We start from the raw sequence: 14,718 nt of genomic DNA on the forward strand, positions 1-14,718 counted from the left end.
CGCGATCAGAACATCATGCAATCGGCACCCGGCGCCAGGGGCGGTGCGCCCTCGGGCAGGGTGGGCGTGTAATCGAAGCTCGCGATCTTGGCACCGCTGTCGAAGGCGATGAACAATTGCCCCGAGCCCGGCCGGATCGCGATCCCCTCGGGGTCGATGCCGTAAGGCACCAGCGAGACGGTGCCGAGCAGCCCGCCCTCCGCGTCGAATTCGTAAAGCGCGTTCGAGCCTTCCCAATCGTCCACGATCAGCAGATGGCCCGTGCGCGGATCCCGCGCGATGCCTTGGGCCTCCGACAGGGGCGGCTCCAGCGTCATCGTGTCGATCCGCTTCAGGATATCACCTTCAGGCGACAGCCAGGTCAGGTATTCGGGATCGTCTTCCACCGTGATGAGCCGACCGTCCGCATCGACGGCAATGCCTTCGGTATCGGCCCAGCCGCTGGCGATGCGAAACGGGGCGGCCAACGGCGTGCCGGACTTGTCTAGCCTTTGAAACAGGCCCATCCCGTCGGCCACGATCAGGTTGTCCCCCTCGAGCGAGATGGCCTTGATCCGGCTCAGATCCGAGGAGATGCGCCGCAATTCGTCCCCCTGAAGGGTGACGAGGATGGCCTCCGGCCCCTCATTGGCGATCCAGAGCCCGCAGAATGTCGGATCGTAATCGAGGCTCGCCGGGCGGTTCAGCGCGTAATTGCCCGTGAGCGTGATCTCCAGCGCGGCACTCTGCGTGGCCCAGAGGCCGAGGGCGAGGGCGGCAAGGCTGCGCATCGGCAGCTTTCCTGACGGTGAGGGACGGGCGCTCATACCGTCAGCTTGGCACGAGAGGGGCGTGGTCGCGAAGGACTAATCGACGCGGGCCAGGCAAATGCGCCTCCGGCGCGTCTCGGAGCCGCCCGCCTGCATAAAGTCGCCGCAGCGCGGATACCCGATCTCCTATCTTGCTGTCCGGCCCGCATTGTGTCGCCATGCGGGCAAAGACCCAGCAAGGAGAATGCTTCATGGATTTGCCCCGGAACCTCTTCAAGGCGCGGCTCAAGGCGGGCACGCAGCAGATCGGCATGTGGAACATGATCGGCGGCAATACCGTGCCCGAGATGCTCGCGGGCGCGGGCTATGACTGGGTGCTCGTCGATTGCGAACATGCGCCGGTCGATACGCTCGATGTGCTGCCCGCGCTCCAGGCCATCGGACAATATCCCGATGTCTCGGCGGTGGTGCGTCCGGCAGCGAATGATCCGGTGCTGTTCAAACGTCTGCTGGATATAGGCGCGCAGACGCTTCTTGTGCCGTATGTGCAAAGTGCCGAGGAGGCGCGCGCCGCCGTGTCAGCCATGCGCTACGGCCCGCGCGGGATACGCGGCATGGCAGGCGCGATGCGGGCCACGCGCTACGGTCGCGTGACCGATTACTTCACCCGCGCCGAAGAGGAGCTGTGCCTGATCCTGCAGGTGGAAACTCAGGCGGGCGTCGACGCGCTGGACGAGATCGCCGCGGTGGACGGCGTGGACGGCATCTTCATCGGGCCTGCCGATCTGAGCGCCAGCATGGGCTATCCGGGCCAGTTGGGACACCCAGAGGTGCGCGCGACCATCGACGATGTGATCCGGCGGCTCCAGGCGCTGGGAATGCCGTCGGGCATCCTGTCTCTCGATCCCGACGAGGCCGCGCAATTCATGGCGCTGGGCACGCGGTTCACTGCCGTGGGCATCGATCTCACACTTCTGACGCAGGCTGCGGCGCAGTTGCGACAGCGGTTCTGAGCCGCAAGGCTGCGATCCGGCGCAAGGCGCGAATTTCTCGGGGAATAAAAAACGGCCGGTCTGCCGGGAGGAGGTAGCAGACCGACCGCTCTAACCCTCAAGCGCCAAGGGAGGAGGAAAAGGCGCTCAAAGTGCCAGTGCCAACCGCCATGCGAAGGGATCGGCCTGACCGTAACCGAAGGCGGGTCGGTGCCGCACCTTCGATAGATCAAAACTAGGCAGCCTCGGCATCCTTGCAAGCGCTGCGTTGCAGAAAACGTCAGATTCCCGGAGGTATTAAAACGTGGCTGAAAAAATGCGCGCCTTTCGCGGGCCGATGATGCCCGGATACCCGGTGTGGAATCCCGTCAAGCGTATCTCCGTTGGCCCGATCTGCCGAGGCCGCAAGCGGCGATCCGGCGGATTTTGAGGGATCGATCAACGGATCATAGCCTTTGGGCAGCCTCGGGACGTCTCGCGTCGCGCCGCTCAGGTGCGACGTTAAGTCACTGAAAACAGACCGAAAGTGTCGTCGGGTTGTCATGCGGCGGGCTGATTGGTAGGGTCCGGTCAATCAAACAAGCCCAGCCGCCTGGATCGGGCTTCTCTTCCCTGCATTCGCATCGCTGAGGGAGTGACCGGTCGGTTACTGACCGCGCAATCGCGCGCGGCGGCTTCGTGGCAATGAACGGAGGAAACATGAACGATTACAATCCCGACAAAGGATATGTCGCCCTTCTGGGCTGGAGCCTGAACGCCATCGACGCCGTCGACCGGTTTGACCGTCGCTATGTCGTGGTCGCACCGCCCTGGGCCGAAGATTACTGCAAACAGAACGACATTCCCTTCATTCCATGGGATTTCGACCGTCTGAACGAACGCTCGCACGAGCTGGCGCACCGTCTGGCCGATGAAGGCGTCGATGTGGCGATCCCGCTTTACGAGGAGACGGTGGAATGGGCCGGCGCGATCAACGCCGTGCTGCTGAAGAACCCGCGCCTTCTGGGCCAATCCATGCTGTTCCGCGACAAGTCGCTGATGAAGCGGCGCGCCCAGCTCGGCGGTATCCGCGTGGGTGTTTTCGAGGAGGCGCATGATCGTGGCGACGTGATCCGGTTCCTCAAGCGGGTGAACCAGACCTTGTTGAAGCTTGATGGTGACCCGAACGATCCCATCCACTTCAAGGCCTTCGACAAGTCGGGCACGGCGGGCCACCGCGTGATCCGCACGCCCGAGGACGTGGACAACATCCCGGACGACGAATTCCCGGCGCTCTTGGAAAGCCATCTCGACGGCTGGGAATTTGCGGTCGAGGCCTGGATCAAGGACGGCAAGATCCAGTTCCTCAACATTTCGGAATACGTCACTCTGGGCTATTCGGTCTTCGTGCCCGCGACGCCCGAGCTCGAGGCGCATCGCGCCCGCATCACCGAGGAGATCGAGAAGCTGATCGAGGCCTTCGATATCGATTTCGGCTTCATCCATCCCGAATACTTCCTCACGAGCGACAACAAGCTCTACTTCGGCGAGGTCGCCTACCGTCCGCCGGGCTTCAAGGCGCTGGAGCTGATCGAGCGCGCCTACGGCTTCAACGGCTATCAGGGCCTCGTGCTGATGTTCGATCCGAACACCACGCAGGACGAGATCGACGCCTTCTTCCCCGAGGAAGTGACCGGTGCGAAAGGCCATGCGGGCTGCTTCGGCGTCTATCCGCGCCGCCGCGTCGTCAGCCGCCTCGAAGTGCCGGAGGAGACGGCAAACCACCCCTATTTCGAGTTCCATGAGCTCGCCGAGCCCATGGAAAGCAAGGTGACGAAGCGTACCGCCTTCGGTACGCATTGGGGACTTGCCTATTTCTTCGGCGAAGACCCGCATAAGCTGCGGGATCTCTTGAAAGCTCAGGAAGAGCTTGATTTCTATGTCTGAGGCAACAAGCGGGGCATCCAGGAGGTGCAATACCTGATGGATACGGTTGTTGGTGATGTCGAGCGTCTGTCCAGGACGCTCGATGTCGCGACAGAACGGCTGGAGCGGGCGCGCCCCTTCTCCAAGCAGCGGAACCAAAGGCCCGTTCTCGATGTGCTGTCACGGTTGATGGCCGTCGAGGGGGGGCTGGAGGCAATCTATGCGCGTGCGATTGCGCTCGATGAGGCGGGGCTGTTCACAGGCTCCGACTGGAACATGCCGAACGCGCTCCTGCCCCAATTGTCAGGTCAGACGCTTGAAGGCGAAGACCGGCTTCTGGCAGCACTCGAAGCGGCAAGCCTGATGCGGTTTCTGGCAGTGGCCGTGGGGGATGCGACCCATCCCGCGCTGCAGCAGGATTACGCCCGGCAATTCCTGACCCAGCTTCTCGCGCTCAATCTGCCGCGCTTTTTCGATTTCTCCGACGAGGCCAGCCGGGCGGCAGGCGCGCGGGCCGCGATTGCGGGCCGCGTTCTGCGCATGGTGGCCGACCGGATCGGTCTGCAGGACGTGCTGGGCCAGATGGTGACCGAGATCTGGCGCATTCTCGAACAGCGCCCCGTTCAGATGGCGCCGGTCAAGGACATGATCACGCAGATCGCCATCGTGCTCGCGCGCCAGGGCAGCGCGCCTGGGGCCGACAGGCTGGGCGCAGAGCGGCTGGTCAGCGCGCTCTTCGGTCCCACGGCCGAAACGCGGGACGATCCGGGGATCGAGGCCTATGTCGCCCGGCTCGATCAACTCGACGAGGTGGCGCTCTCGCGCGAGGCGATGGGCTTTGCCCGGTCGATGCACGACACGGGGCTCGTCTCGGACTACCATGCAGGTTTCCTGGTCTGGGCGGTGGAGTACCCCGACCGGCCCTTCGTGCCCGAGGCGCTTGGTCTCGGTCCCACGGGCCGCGATTGCTGGCGTCACTTCCGCAGCCTCATCGAAGACCTGATCCGCACCAGCGTCACCCCCGCGACCAGCCAGGCGGTGCACGGGCTCGCGATGCTGCTCGAACGCGGCGTGATGCACGCGCCACCCGTGGCCCCGGCCTTGCGCCGCGCCATGACCATCGATTTCGCGCCTGCCGTGCAGGACCGGCTCGCGCTGGGCTTCGGCCCGCACGTGTCGCCCCACAGCCTGATCACCGCATCTCTGCTGGAGGTTATCGGCAAGCCGCTGGGCGTGGGGCAGGGGGCGAACCCGACCTGCCAATCGGCACGCGCCATCTCGATGTGGGCGCTGAACGATCCCGATTTCCTGCTGCATCTCGTGGTGCAGGCCGCCGAGGCCGAAACGATCATCATGCATTTCGAGGGCAAGCGCATCGCCTCCGCCGATTTGCCCGCGGGCCTTGCGGGCTTCGGTCCGATCGATGCGGATCCCGTCTCCGTGCTGCTGGTGCCGCATCTCGACCGGATCTATGCCGAGATGGGCCGTCTTTGTGCAGGCCGGGCAGGAGATCCGCATCGCTGGATCAACCCGGAATTTCATGGCTGGTGGGTCGCCCGCGAATGTGCGGTGGCCGTGGATGTGGCGACGGGCAAGCTTGACGATTACGACCGCTTCGTTGCGCGGTTCCACGAAAGCTACCATCCCGATTACAATGGCGACCGGCCGCTCATTCATCCCCAACCCGCGGGCATCGCCTTCACCGATCCCACAGGCGCTTTCATCGGTTGGCACGCGATCACCATCCTGCGCGTCGCCACCGGCCTCTCGGGCGAGATGCGCGTCTATTTCTACAACCCCAACAATGACAGCGGTCAGGATTGGGGCCATGGGCTGACCGTCACCACCAGCGGCAATGGAGAACGCTACGGCGAAGGTTCGCTGCCCTTCGAGGAATTCCTGTCGCGTCTCTACCTCTTCCACGATCAGCCGCACCGGTCCGAGCGGATACGCCCCGTGGAGCCCGAAGTGACCGACCGCGTGCGCGACATGGCTGTGCTGAGCTGGGCCGCCGATCGGATCTGAGCCTGCCATCTGCTATCCCATCCGGATACCCCGGCATGGCTGTTCCGTACCCGCATTCACCGCGCCCGGTCTGGCGAGTCACCGCCGCCGCCCCGCCTCCTGATTTGACTTGGGCACGGGAAAGCCCGACATAAAACCTTCATATGACACCTGCCGGGCAGTCTCGTATCAGAGGCGCGCGTCGGAATGATCGGCGCGGATGGCAGGACAAGAGGACGGGGTGAGACGATGAAGATTGCAGTTCTGGGCGGCGACGGATTTTGCGGCTGGCCCACGGCCTTGCACCTCTCGGAGCAGGGTCACGACATCCATATCATCGACAACCTGTCCCGGCGCTGGATCGACACGGAGCTTGGCGTGCAATCGCTCACGCCGATGGACAGCATCCAGGAGCGCTGCCGCATCTGGAAACAGGAAACGGGCCGCGTTCTGCATTTCCACCTGCTGGATCTGGCGAAGGAATACCAGCGGCTCAAGCAATGGCTGGAAGCCGAACGCCCCGACGCGATCATCCACTTCGCTGAGCAGCGCGCCGCGCCCTATTCGATGAAATCCGACCGGCACAAGACATACACGGTCAACAACAATGTCAGCGCGACGCATAACCTGCTGACCGCCATGGTCGAGACCGGCATCGACGCGCATCTGGTGCATCTGGGCACGATGGGCGTCTATGGCTATTCGTCGGTCGGTGCGCCGATCCCCGAAGGCTATCTCGATATCGAGATCGACACGCCCACCGGCAAGAAGGCGCAGGAGATCCTCTATCCCACGCGGCCCGGCTCGGTCTATCACATGACCAAATCGCTCGATCAGATCCTGTTCCAGTTCTATGCGCAGAATGACGGGCTTCGGATCACCGATCTGCATCAGGGTATCGTCTGGGGCACCCATACCGATCAGACGCGGCGGCATCCGCAGCTCATCAACCGCTTCGATTACGATGGCGATTACGGCACGGTGCTGAACCGGTTCCTGATCCAGGCGGCGATCGACTATCCGCTGACCGTGCATGGCTCGGGCGGGCAGACGCGCGCCTTCATCCATATCCAGGATTCCGTGCGCTGCATCGCGCTGGCGCTCTCGGATGCGCCCGAGGCGGGCGACCGGGTGAAGATCTTCAACCAGATGACCGAAACCCACCGGGTGCGCGATCTGGCCGAACTGGTGGCGAAGAAGACCGGCGCAAAGATCGCCTATCTGCCGAACCCCCGGATGGAAGCCGCCGAGAACGACCTGATCGTGAAGAACGACCAGTTCCTGGCGCTGGGCCTTGATCCCACCACGCTGGAAGAGGGGCTTCTCGATGAGGTCGTGGAGGTCGCGCGCAAATTCGCCCACCGCATCGACCGCACCCGCGTGCCCGCGGTCAGCGCCTGGACCAAGGATCTGGGCAGCCGCGTTGAAAAGGATCCCGAAAGCAGCCGCATCAAATCCGTCTCATGAGCCGGTGCGCCTACGTCACCCTGGTGACGAATGACGATTTCGCGCTGGGCGCGCGGGCGCTTCTGCGCTCGCTGCGGCTGTCCGGGACCGAGGCCGATCTGGTGGTGATGCATACGGGCGGCGTGTCGGAGGCCGCGCTGGAGACGCTCGCGCATCCGGGCACGCATCTGACGCCCACCCAGCTGTTGCCCACATCGGACGCCTTCAACGCGCGGCACGCGCGCAAGGCCCTGCATGACGCGGCACCGTTTGCGAAGGGCAACAAGCCCGCCTTTCACACGCCGCTCGACAATTTCGCCAAGCTGCGGCTCTGGCAGCTGCCCTATGAGCGGGTCGTGTTCCTCGATGCCGATACGCTTGTGCTGCGCAATCTCGACAAGCTGTTCGACTACCCCGAATTCTGCGCGGCCCCCAATGTTTATGAGGGCTTGGGCGATTTTCACCGGATGAATTCGGGCGTCTTCACCGCGCGGCCTGATCCCGCGACGTTCGAGGCGATGTTGGCGCGGCTCGATGTGCCGGACATGTTCTGGCGCCGGACCGATCAGACCTTCCTGCAGGACTTCTTTCCCGATTGGCACGGGCTGCCCGTCTTCATGAACATGCTGCAATATGTGTGGTTCAACCTGCCGGAACTCTGGCGCTGGTCGGACATCCATGTTCTTCATTTCCAATACGAAAAGCCGTGGCAGGACCATGACAAGGCCGCTCGCCTCGCGCCCCTGATCGATCTGTGGCGTGCCTATGCGGGCGAGGGGCCGGTGCCCGAGATCGCAAGCCTGCCGGATCCCGCATGAAGATCGCGTTGACCGGCGGTACAGGCCTTGTCGGGCGTTTCATCGCTGAGGAAATCCGTGCGGCGGGCGACGATCTTCTGGCGCTTTCGCGACCTGATTACAGTCTTGGAGACGCGCCCGATCTCGAGGGCTGTGACGCGCTGATCCATTGCGCTTTTTCCCATGTGCCTGGCCGCTATCGCGGCGGCGAGGGGGACGACCCGGAGGGTTTCCGCCGCGCCAATCTGGACGGCTCGCTGCGGCTGTTCGAGGCGGCGCGTGCATGCGGCGTCTCGCGCATCATCTTTCTGAGTTCCCGCGCGGTCTATGGCGATTACCCGCCCGGCACGCCCCTCGTCGAAGACCTGACGCCGCGGTCCGACACGCTTTACGGACAGGTGAAATGGGAAGCGGAACAGGCGCTTGCGGCGATGCATGGCCCGGAATTTGCCACCGCCTCGATCCGCGCGACGGGCATCTACGGGCCGGGGCGGGATCACAAATGGTGCGGGCTGTTCCGGGACTTCCTTGCCGCGCGCAAGATCGAACCGCGCCGCAGCACCGAGCTTCACGGCGACGATCTGGCCGCCGCTGTGCGGCTGCTCCTGTGCAATGACGCGACGGGGCCCTTCAACGCCTCCGACATTCTGCTCGACCGGCACGACCTACTGTCGCGCGTGGCCCGGCTGACGGGCGCGGGGGTTAAACCGCCCCCGCCCAGCGATGCGCCGGTATCCGAGATGCGCTGCGACCGCCTGCGGGCTCTGGGCTGGCGACCGCGCGGTGTGGCCGGGCTCGATGCCGCATTGCCCGAGCTCGTCGGGCAGGCGCAGCTCGGATAGGCTATTCCGCCGGGCTCAGATCGCCCGGCTTTTCGTCGCCGGCCTCATCTCGGTCACGCTGCATCAGGTCATAGAGCACCGGTGTCAGGAACAGCGTCAGGATGGAGGCCAGGAAAAAGCCGCCGATGATGACGATACCGATGGAGAAACGGCTCTCCGCCCCGGCGCCCGACGAAAAGACCAGCGGCACGGCGCCCAACACGGTGGACAGCACCGTCATCAGGATCGGGCGCAGACGCACGGTTGCCGCCTCGATCACAGCCTCGCGCACGGCGTGACCCTCTTCGCGCAGCTGGTTGGCGAACTCGACGATCAGGATGCCGTTCTTGGCCATGAGACCGATCAGCATGACCATCCCGACCTGGCTGTAGATGTTCACAGACTCGCCAAGCACAAACAACGTCAGTAGCGCGCCCGCCACGGCCAAGGGCACCGACAGCAGGATCACCACGGGCTGCACAAAGCTTTCGAATTGTGCGGCCAGCACGAGGAACACGATCAGCAGCGCAAGGCCGAAGGTCACGAAGATCCCGCCCGAGGTTTCCTGGAACTGCTCCGCCTGGCCCGAATAGGTGACGCCCATCTGCGCGGGCTGTTCATCGGCGAGGCGGTCCACCTCGGCGATGGCCTGACCCAGATCGACCCCCTCGGCGAGCGACGCGCTGATCTCCACCGCCGGTTGGCGGTTCAGGCGGTTGAACGCGGCGACCGAGGCGCGGCGCTCTAGCTCAACCAGCCCATCGAGTGGCACGAGCTCACCGCTTGCGGTGCGGATATTGAGGCCGCGCAGGTTGTCTGTTGTGGCGCGCAACTCTTCGGGGGCTTGCAGGATCACCGGGTATTGCCGGTCCTCCCGGATGAATTCCGTAACCTCGGCGGAGGCGAAGAAGGTCCGCACCGAATCCGAGATCGCCCGCGCATCCACGCCGATCCCGCGCGCAAGCTCGCGGTTCACGCGGATGTCGAAGCCGGGCGTGTTCACCTCGTAGGCGCGGCGCACACCGGTCAGGACGTCGCTATCGCGCATCGCCTGTTCCATGTTGGCGGACCATTCCGCCGCCTCTTCGAAGCTGGGGGCCGTGATGGTCAGTGACAGGCCAGACCCGGCGCCCGCATCGAGCCCAGACGGCGCGAAGGAGCGGACGCTCGCCAAGGTGATCTGCCCAAAGGCCGGGCGCAATTCGTTCACCACGTCGCGCGGCCCCATATTGCGCTCGCCCCAGGGCGACATGACGGCGACCACAAAGGCGCGGCCGGTCTCGCCATACTGCCCGATGATGGAGATCACGTCATCGACGACACCGTCTTCGCGGTAGGGCGCGATCAGGTCTTCCACCTGATCCACAGCCTGATCGGTCAGACCCAGCGCGGAGCCCGCGGGCGCAGAGATCGAGACGAAGAAGATGCCGCGATCTTCCTGCGGCGTGAGCTGCGACGGCAGGTTCTGATAGAGCGTCCAGGACATGCCGGTCATCAGAGCGGCGATGCCCACGACCAGCACGGGCATGCGGATCGCCCGTGTCAGCAAGGCACGGTAGCCCGAGGACGTGGCATCCGTGATCCGCTTGACCGTCCTGGCGAAGCGGCCCTCGCTCATGCCCGGTTTCAGGACCTTCGACGCGATGACGGGGCAAAGAGACAGCGCCACGAAGGACGAAAGCGCAACCGCAATGGCGAGCGTCACACCGAACTCGGAGAAGAGCTTGCCGATCTCCCCTTGCAGGAAGGACAGCGGCACGAAGACGGCGATCAGCGTGGCCGATGTGGAGACCACCGCGAAAAAGACCTGGTTGGCGCCCTTGCGCGCGGCGTCCTTTGGATCGTCGCCTTCCTCCACCCGCCGCTCGATATTCTCAAGCACGACGATGGCGTCATCGACGACAAGACCGATGGCGAGGATTAGCGCGAAAAGCGTCAGGATGTTGATCGAAAAGCCCGCGATGGCGATGCCCGCACAGGCACCCAGAAGGGCGATGGGGATCGTCACCGCAGGCACGATGGTCGCGCGCAGCGATGTCAGGAACAGGAAGATGACCGTGACGACGATGCCGACCGCGATCAGCAGCGTCATCAGGACCTGCTCGATCGAGCTTTGGATGAAATCCGCGTCGTCGCTGGTGACCTGAAGCGTCGTGCCGCTTGGCAGATCGCTCTGGATCGCGGCGACTTCTTCGTTGACCGCCTGCGAGATCGACAGCGTGTTGGCGGAGGATTGCCGCAGAACTCCCAGGCCGATGGCCGTCTCTCCGTTGGAACGGAAGCGGGAATCGTCGGTCTCGGTGCCAAGGGCGACGCGCGCCACATCACCCAGCCGCACGGGGAAGCCGCCCGCATCGCGCAGGATCAGGTTCTCGAAATCCTCGGCACTCGAAAGCCGCGTCTCGGTGCGCAGAAGGTAGGTGCGCGAGGCGCTTTCGATCTGGCCTGCGGGCAGTTCGAGGTTGTTGTCGCGCAGGGCGGCGGAGACCTCGTTCACGGTGATGTCGCGGGCGGCCATTGCGTCGGGATCGAGCCAGATCCGCATTGCATACGGCCGGTCGCCATAAATGTTCACCGCAGCCACACCGCCCAGCGTCTCGAGCCGGTCGGTGATGAAGCGGTCGGCGTAATCGGTGAGCTCCACCGCCGACATGCGGTCGGATGTCATCGTCATCCAGAGGATCGGATCGCCCTGACTGTCGTTCTTTTCGACCTGCGGCTCGCCCGCCGCCTCGGGCAGATCGGCGGCCACGGATTGCACGGCTGCACGCACGTCGGAGGCTGCCGCATCGATATCGCGGCCCTGACGGAAGGTGATCACGGTGCGCGCGCCGCCAAGCTCGGCCTCGGTCGAGATCCGGTCGATCCCGGCCACGGTGGAAATCGCGCCCTCGACAACCGAGGTGATCTCGGAATCGACCACGCTGGGGCCCGCACCGGTATATTGCACGCTGACCGTCACCTCGGCGGTGGAGGTATTGGGCAATTCGCGCACCGGCATCCGCGTGAGCCCGGCAATGCCGAGGATCACGATCAGGATCGACATGACCGTGGCGAGGACGGGCCGCTTGAGACTGAGATCCGAGAGGGTCATTGCAGCGCCTCGCGAGCGACGTTGTCCGCGACGTCCACAGGCGCGCCGTCGCGCAGATTGCTCCAGCCCGTCACGACGATGCGGTCATCGGCGCCGATGCCCTCCGTGACCACCGTGCGCTCGCCTGCGGAGCCGCCGAGGCTGACCTCGCGCCGGACAGCCTGACCGTCCTCGACGATGTAGACGAAGGTCGTCTCACCTTCGGAGATGATCGCGTCGTCGGGCAGTGTCAGCGCATCGCCCGTGCCGAAAACCAGTTGAGTGCGGGCGAACATGCCGCCTGTCAGGCGCCGCTCGGCATTGTCGATCTCGGCCCGGATGTCGAAGCTGCGGGATGCGGGCGATATGGCGCTGTCCCGCACCGTGACGGCGCCCTCGAAAGTGGCATCCGGATAGGCGGGCACGGTGAGAGAGATGGTCTGACCTGGTTCGACGCGGTCGTAATAGCGTTCGGGCAGGGCGATCTCGACCTCGACAACAGACAGGTCCGACAGGCGGGTGAGCGGTGTTTCGGGTGTCAGCCACGCTCCGGGATCGAGGTCGATCAGTCCCAGCGTGCCGTCGAAGGGCGCAGTGATCCGGTGATCGGCCAAGGCGGCCTCGGCGCGCGCGACCTCGCTTTCGGCACGGTTGAACATGGCGCGCGCCTGTTCGAGCCGGGCCTCGGCAGCGGTGTTCGATGCGGCCAGCTCCTCGACCCGGTCGAGGTTCTGCCGCGCCTCCGAAAGGCTGGCCTCTGCGCTGCGCAAAGCCGCGCGTTCGCTGTCGGCGTCAAGCTCGAGGATGAGGTCCCCGGCCTGAACGCTCGCGCCGGAGGCAACCGCGACCTCGGCGACCCGTCCGGACGTGGCGGCGCGCAATTCGATGTCGCGAATGGCCATGATCGTGCCGACCGCGCTGACGGCATCGTCGACGGCCTGCTGTTCGGGCGCGGTGACGCCGACAGGGGTGGTGCGGGCACGCTCACCGTCCGATTGCATCGCGGCGCCCGAGTTCGACAGCAGGTATTCCGTTCCGAACAATCCCGCCGCGCCAAAGGCTGCAATGGCGAGCAATCCCGCAAAGGCTTTCAGAAGGCTGGTCATCGCCGGTCTCCGTATTGCTGTGCGCCAGGATGCGCATTGGGTCTCAGGATCTGTCTTGCCGGGCGGCTTCGTACCGGATCGCCGCCTCAGCGCCTTCCGCGCGGCGCCCTGTGCCAGGCCGAAACAGGTGTCTCATGCGAGCGCTTTACGCGAGGTCCGCCGCCCGCCAGTCGCATCTCAATGCGCGGTCATTCCTGTCCGTTCCGGAACAGGGGGCGTGGCGTTTCAGCGCAGGGCCTACCTGTGACCGACCCAGCCGCGATCATCGGTGAAGGCGCGACCGTCGGAGATCTCCGTGAGCGCGTAGTCCGTGGGCATCTGCGTCAGGGTAGGCAGCGGCACGTCGGAGGCCGCAAGCAGGATGTTGGCGCGGCCGCGATTGCTGACGGGGCCCTGAACGGCGCGGACATGCGGGTAGAGCTCCGTCAGGATCGCATGAAGCCCGCGCGCCAGCCGACCGTCGGGCGCGTCGATCAGGTTCACGTAGACCGGGCCATCGACGATCTGGCGCAGCCTCGCATAGGTCTCGCGCGTGGCGAGGTGGGCAGGCACCGAGCCCGAGGAGAACGCATCCATCACCACGGCATCGAACGTTTTGCCGGTCTCGTTGATATAGACCCGACCGTCTTCATGCACGATGCCAAGCCGGTTCTCCGCGGTGGTCCGCGCGGGCAGATCGCGCCCGGCATCATAGCCGGTCTCGGCGATCATAGCACTTGCGGCAGGCAGGTGCTGGCGGACGACCGATGTGATGAGCGGATCGATTTCCACCGCCACGGCGCGCGCCTCGGGCCGCTCGGACAAAAGCTGCGTGGGCAGGGTATAGCCGCCACCGCCGATGAACAGGACCTTAGGGGCAGGGCCAAGATCCTGCGCCAGACGCGCCCAGATCCATTGCACGTAAGGCATCACAAGTTCCGGACCGGTATCGGCGCGGGCGCCGTCGGGCAGGGCGCGCTCTGCCGCCTGGGGCGTGCGGTCGGAATATAGCTGAACATTCCCCCCGCGCTGCACGACATCGATGCAGGATAGGCCGGATTCGTATTGGCAGACAGGACCCGTCGCGAGGCTGAGCGCCACGAGAACCGCAGCCGGTCCCACGGCAACGGGCGTGCCGATGCGGGCATCGTCGCGGGCGGCGGCCGTTTTCGGCTCTGCGCGCAGAAACGGCACACAGAGAAGCGCCGCGGCCCCGCAGCCTGCGAAGGTCGCCGCCGAGCCGAGGAAGGGCAGGGTGACAAAGCCCGCGAGGATCGCCCCGAAGATCGCCCCGAGCGACCCTGCGGCCAGCACGATGCCAAGGGAGGAACCTTCGCGCCCCGGTCGGGCCTCCACGGCGAGCTTGGCCAGAAGCGGCGTGGGCAGCGTGACCAGCACCGAGGCCGGAAAGAATGCCACGAAGACGGTCAGCAACATGCCCGACGTGCCGCGCGCGCCCATGCCGTAGAGGGCCGCAAGGATGGTTGGCGACAGCGCCATCAGCACCGCCGTCCCGATGAGCGCCTTCTGCACCGCGGCCACCGCATCGCGCCGACCGCGTTCGGCCACGAGCCCGCCCAGGGCAGAGCCCAGTGAAAAGCCCGCGAGAACGGTCGCGATCACCGCGGTCCAGGTCACCAGCGACGTGCCGAAGAAGGGCGCCAGAACGCGGCCCGCCGCGATCTCGTAGGTGAGGCCCACGACCGACAAAACGAGGATGAGGTTGATATTGGTCCAGAACCGCATGATCGCCTTTCGATTGTCTGCCCAGGCAGCCTGGTCAGCCCGGTATCGCGTCTTGCCGGGAAAGATGTGGCGGAGGGCGCGAAGGTCACGCACTGCCTTG

Annotated in this window: 10 protein-coding genes; 6 read left to right on the forward strand and 4 right to left on the reverse strand. The window is 65.1% G+C overall.

The window, feature by feature from the left end:
- Positions 1-5: 5 nt before the first annotated feature.
- Positions 6-770 carry a hypothetical protein gene (locus FIV09_RS06780; RefSeq protein ID WP_152449286.1) on the reverse strand — a complete coding sequence of 255 codons (765 nt, stop codon included), beginning with the start codon at positions 768-770 and terminating at the stop codon, positions 6-8.
- A 230-nt stretch (positions 771-1,000) separates the two neighbouring features.
- On the opposite strand from FIV09_RS06780, the gene FIV09_RS06785 reads away from it, so the two are divergent.
- From FIV09_RS06785 to FIV09_RS06810, 6 genes are all read left to right on the forward strand, one after another.
- Positions 1,001-1,762, forward strand: coding sequence for an HpcH/HpaI aldolase/citrate lyase family protein (locus tag FIV09_RS06785; protein WP_152449287.1), 762 nt, complete (start codon positions 1,001-1,003; stop codon positions 1,760-1,762).
- 678 nt (positions 1,763-2,440) lie between these two features.
- On the forward strand, positions 2,441-3,667 hold the full coding sequence (locus FIV09_RS06790; RefSeq protein ID WP_152449288.1) for an acetyl-CoA carboxylase biotin carboxylase subunit family protein: 1,227 nt from the start codon (positions 2,441-2,443) through the stop codon (positions 3,665-3,667).
- A 36-nt stretch (positions 3,668-3,703) separates the two neighbouring features.
- Entirely contained in the window at positions 3,704-5,671 is a 1,968-nt protein-coding gene (locus FIV09_RS06795) for a hypothetical protein (RefSeq protein WP_152449289.1), read from the forward strand.
- A 228-nt stretch (positions 5,672-5,899) separates the two neighbouring features.
- On the forward strand, positions 5,900-7,117 hold the full coding sequence (locus tag FIV09_RS06800; protein WP_152449290.1) for an NAD-dependent epimerase/dehydratase family protein: 1,218 nt from the start codon (positions 5,900-5,902) through the stop codon (positions 7,115-7,117).
- Positions 7,114-7,914, forward strand: coding sequence for a glycosyltransferase (locus FIV09_RS06805; protein ID WP_152449291.1), 801 nt, complete (start codon positions 7,114-7,116; stop codon positions 7,912-7,914). Before FIV09_RS06800 ends, FIV09_RS06805 begins: the two co-directional genes overlap by 4 nt.
- Positions 7,911-8,735 carry an NAD(P)-dependent oxidoreductase gene (locus FIV09_RS06810; RefSeq protein WP_152449292.1) on the forward strand — a complete coding sequence of 275 codons (825 nt, stop codon included), beginning with the start codon at positions 7,911-7,913 and terminating at the stop codon, positions 8,733-8,735. Before FIV09_RS06805 ends, FIV09_RS06810 begins: the two co-directional genes overlap by 4 nt.
- A gap of 1 nt (position 8,736) precedes the next feature.
- On the opposite strand, the gene FIV09_RS06815 is transcribed toward FIV09_RS06810, so the two are convergent.
- From FIV09_RS06815 to FIV09_RS06825, 3 genes are all read right to left on the reverse strand, one after another.
- The gene (locus tag FIV09_RS06815; protein ID WP_152449293.1) at positions 8,737-11,808 is read right to left on the reverse strand and encodes an efflux RND transporter permease subunit; all 3,072 of its coding nucleotides are present in this window, start codon (positions 11,806-11,808) and stop codon (positions 8,737-8,739) included.
- On the reverse strand, positions 11,805-12,893 hold the full coding sequence (locus FIV09_RS06820) for an efflux RND transporter periplasmic adaptor subunit (RefSeq protein ID WP_152449294.1): 1,089 nt from the start codon (positions 12,891-12,893) through the stop codon (positions 11,805-11,807). The genes FIV09_RS06815 and FIV09_RS06820 overlap by 4 nt, the downstream gene beginning before the upstream one ends.
- A gap of 237 nt (positions 12,894-13,130) precedes the next feature.
- A complete protein-coding gene (locus tag FIV09_RS06825) occupies positions 13,131-14,618 on the reverse strand; it encodes a fused MFS/spermidine synthase (RefSeq protein WP_152449295.1) in 1,488 nt (495 codons plus the stop codon).
- Positions 14,619-14,718 lie beyond the last annotated feature (100 nt).

Origin of the sequence: Roseivivax sp. THAF197b (assembly GCF_009363255.1) — a bacterium.
In the GTDB taxonomy this organism is placed as follows: Bacteria; Pseudomonadota; Alphaproteobacteria; order Rhodobacterales; family Rhodobacteraceae; genus Roseivivax.

Bases quoted from the DNA above. Each gene is read 5' to 3' on its own strand.
- FIV09_RS06800 (WP_152449290.1), top strand. From the start codon at position 5,900: ATGAAGATTGCAGTTCTGGGCGGCGACGGATTTTGCGGCTGGCCCACG.
- FIV09_RS06805 (WP_152449291.1), top strand. From the start codon at position 7,114: ATGAGCCGGTGCGCCTACGTCACCCTGGTGACGAATGACGATTTCGCG.
- FIV09_RS06825 (WP_152449295.1), bottom strand. From the start codon at position 14,618: ATGCGGTTCTGGACCAATATCAACCTCATCCTCGTTTTGTCGGTCGTG.
- FIV09_RS06785 (WP_152449287.1), top strand. From the start codon at position 1,001: ATGGATTTGCCCCGGAACCTCTTCAAGGCGCGGCTCAAGGCGGGCACG.
- FIV09_RS06795 (WP_152449289.1), top strand. From the start codon at position 3,704: ATGGATACGGTTGTTGGTGATGTCGAGCGTCTGTCCAGGACGCTCGAT.
- FIV09_RS06780 (WP_152449286.1), bottom strand. From the start codon at position 770: ATGCGCAGCCTTGCCGCCCTCGCCCTCGGCCTCTGGGCCACGCAGAGT.
- FIV09_RS06790 (WP_152449288.1), top strand. From the start codon at position 2,441: ATGAACGATTACAATCCCGACAAAGGATATGTCGCCCTTCTGGGCTGG.
- FIV09_RS06815 (WP_152449293.1), bottom strand. From the start codon at position 11,808: ATGACCCTCTCGGATCTCAGTCTCAAGCGGCCCGTCCTCGCCACGGTC.
- FIV09_RS06810 (WP_152449292.1), top strand. From the start codon at position 7,911: ATGAAGATCGCGTTGACCGGCGGTACAGGCCTTGTCGGGCGTTTCATC.
- FIV09_RS06820 (WP_152449294.1), bottom strand. From the start codon at position 12,893: ATGACCAGCCTTCTGAAAGCCTTTGCGGGATTGCTCGCCATTGCAGCC.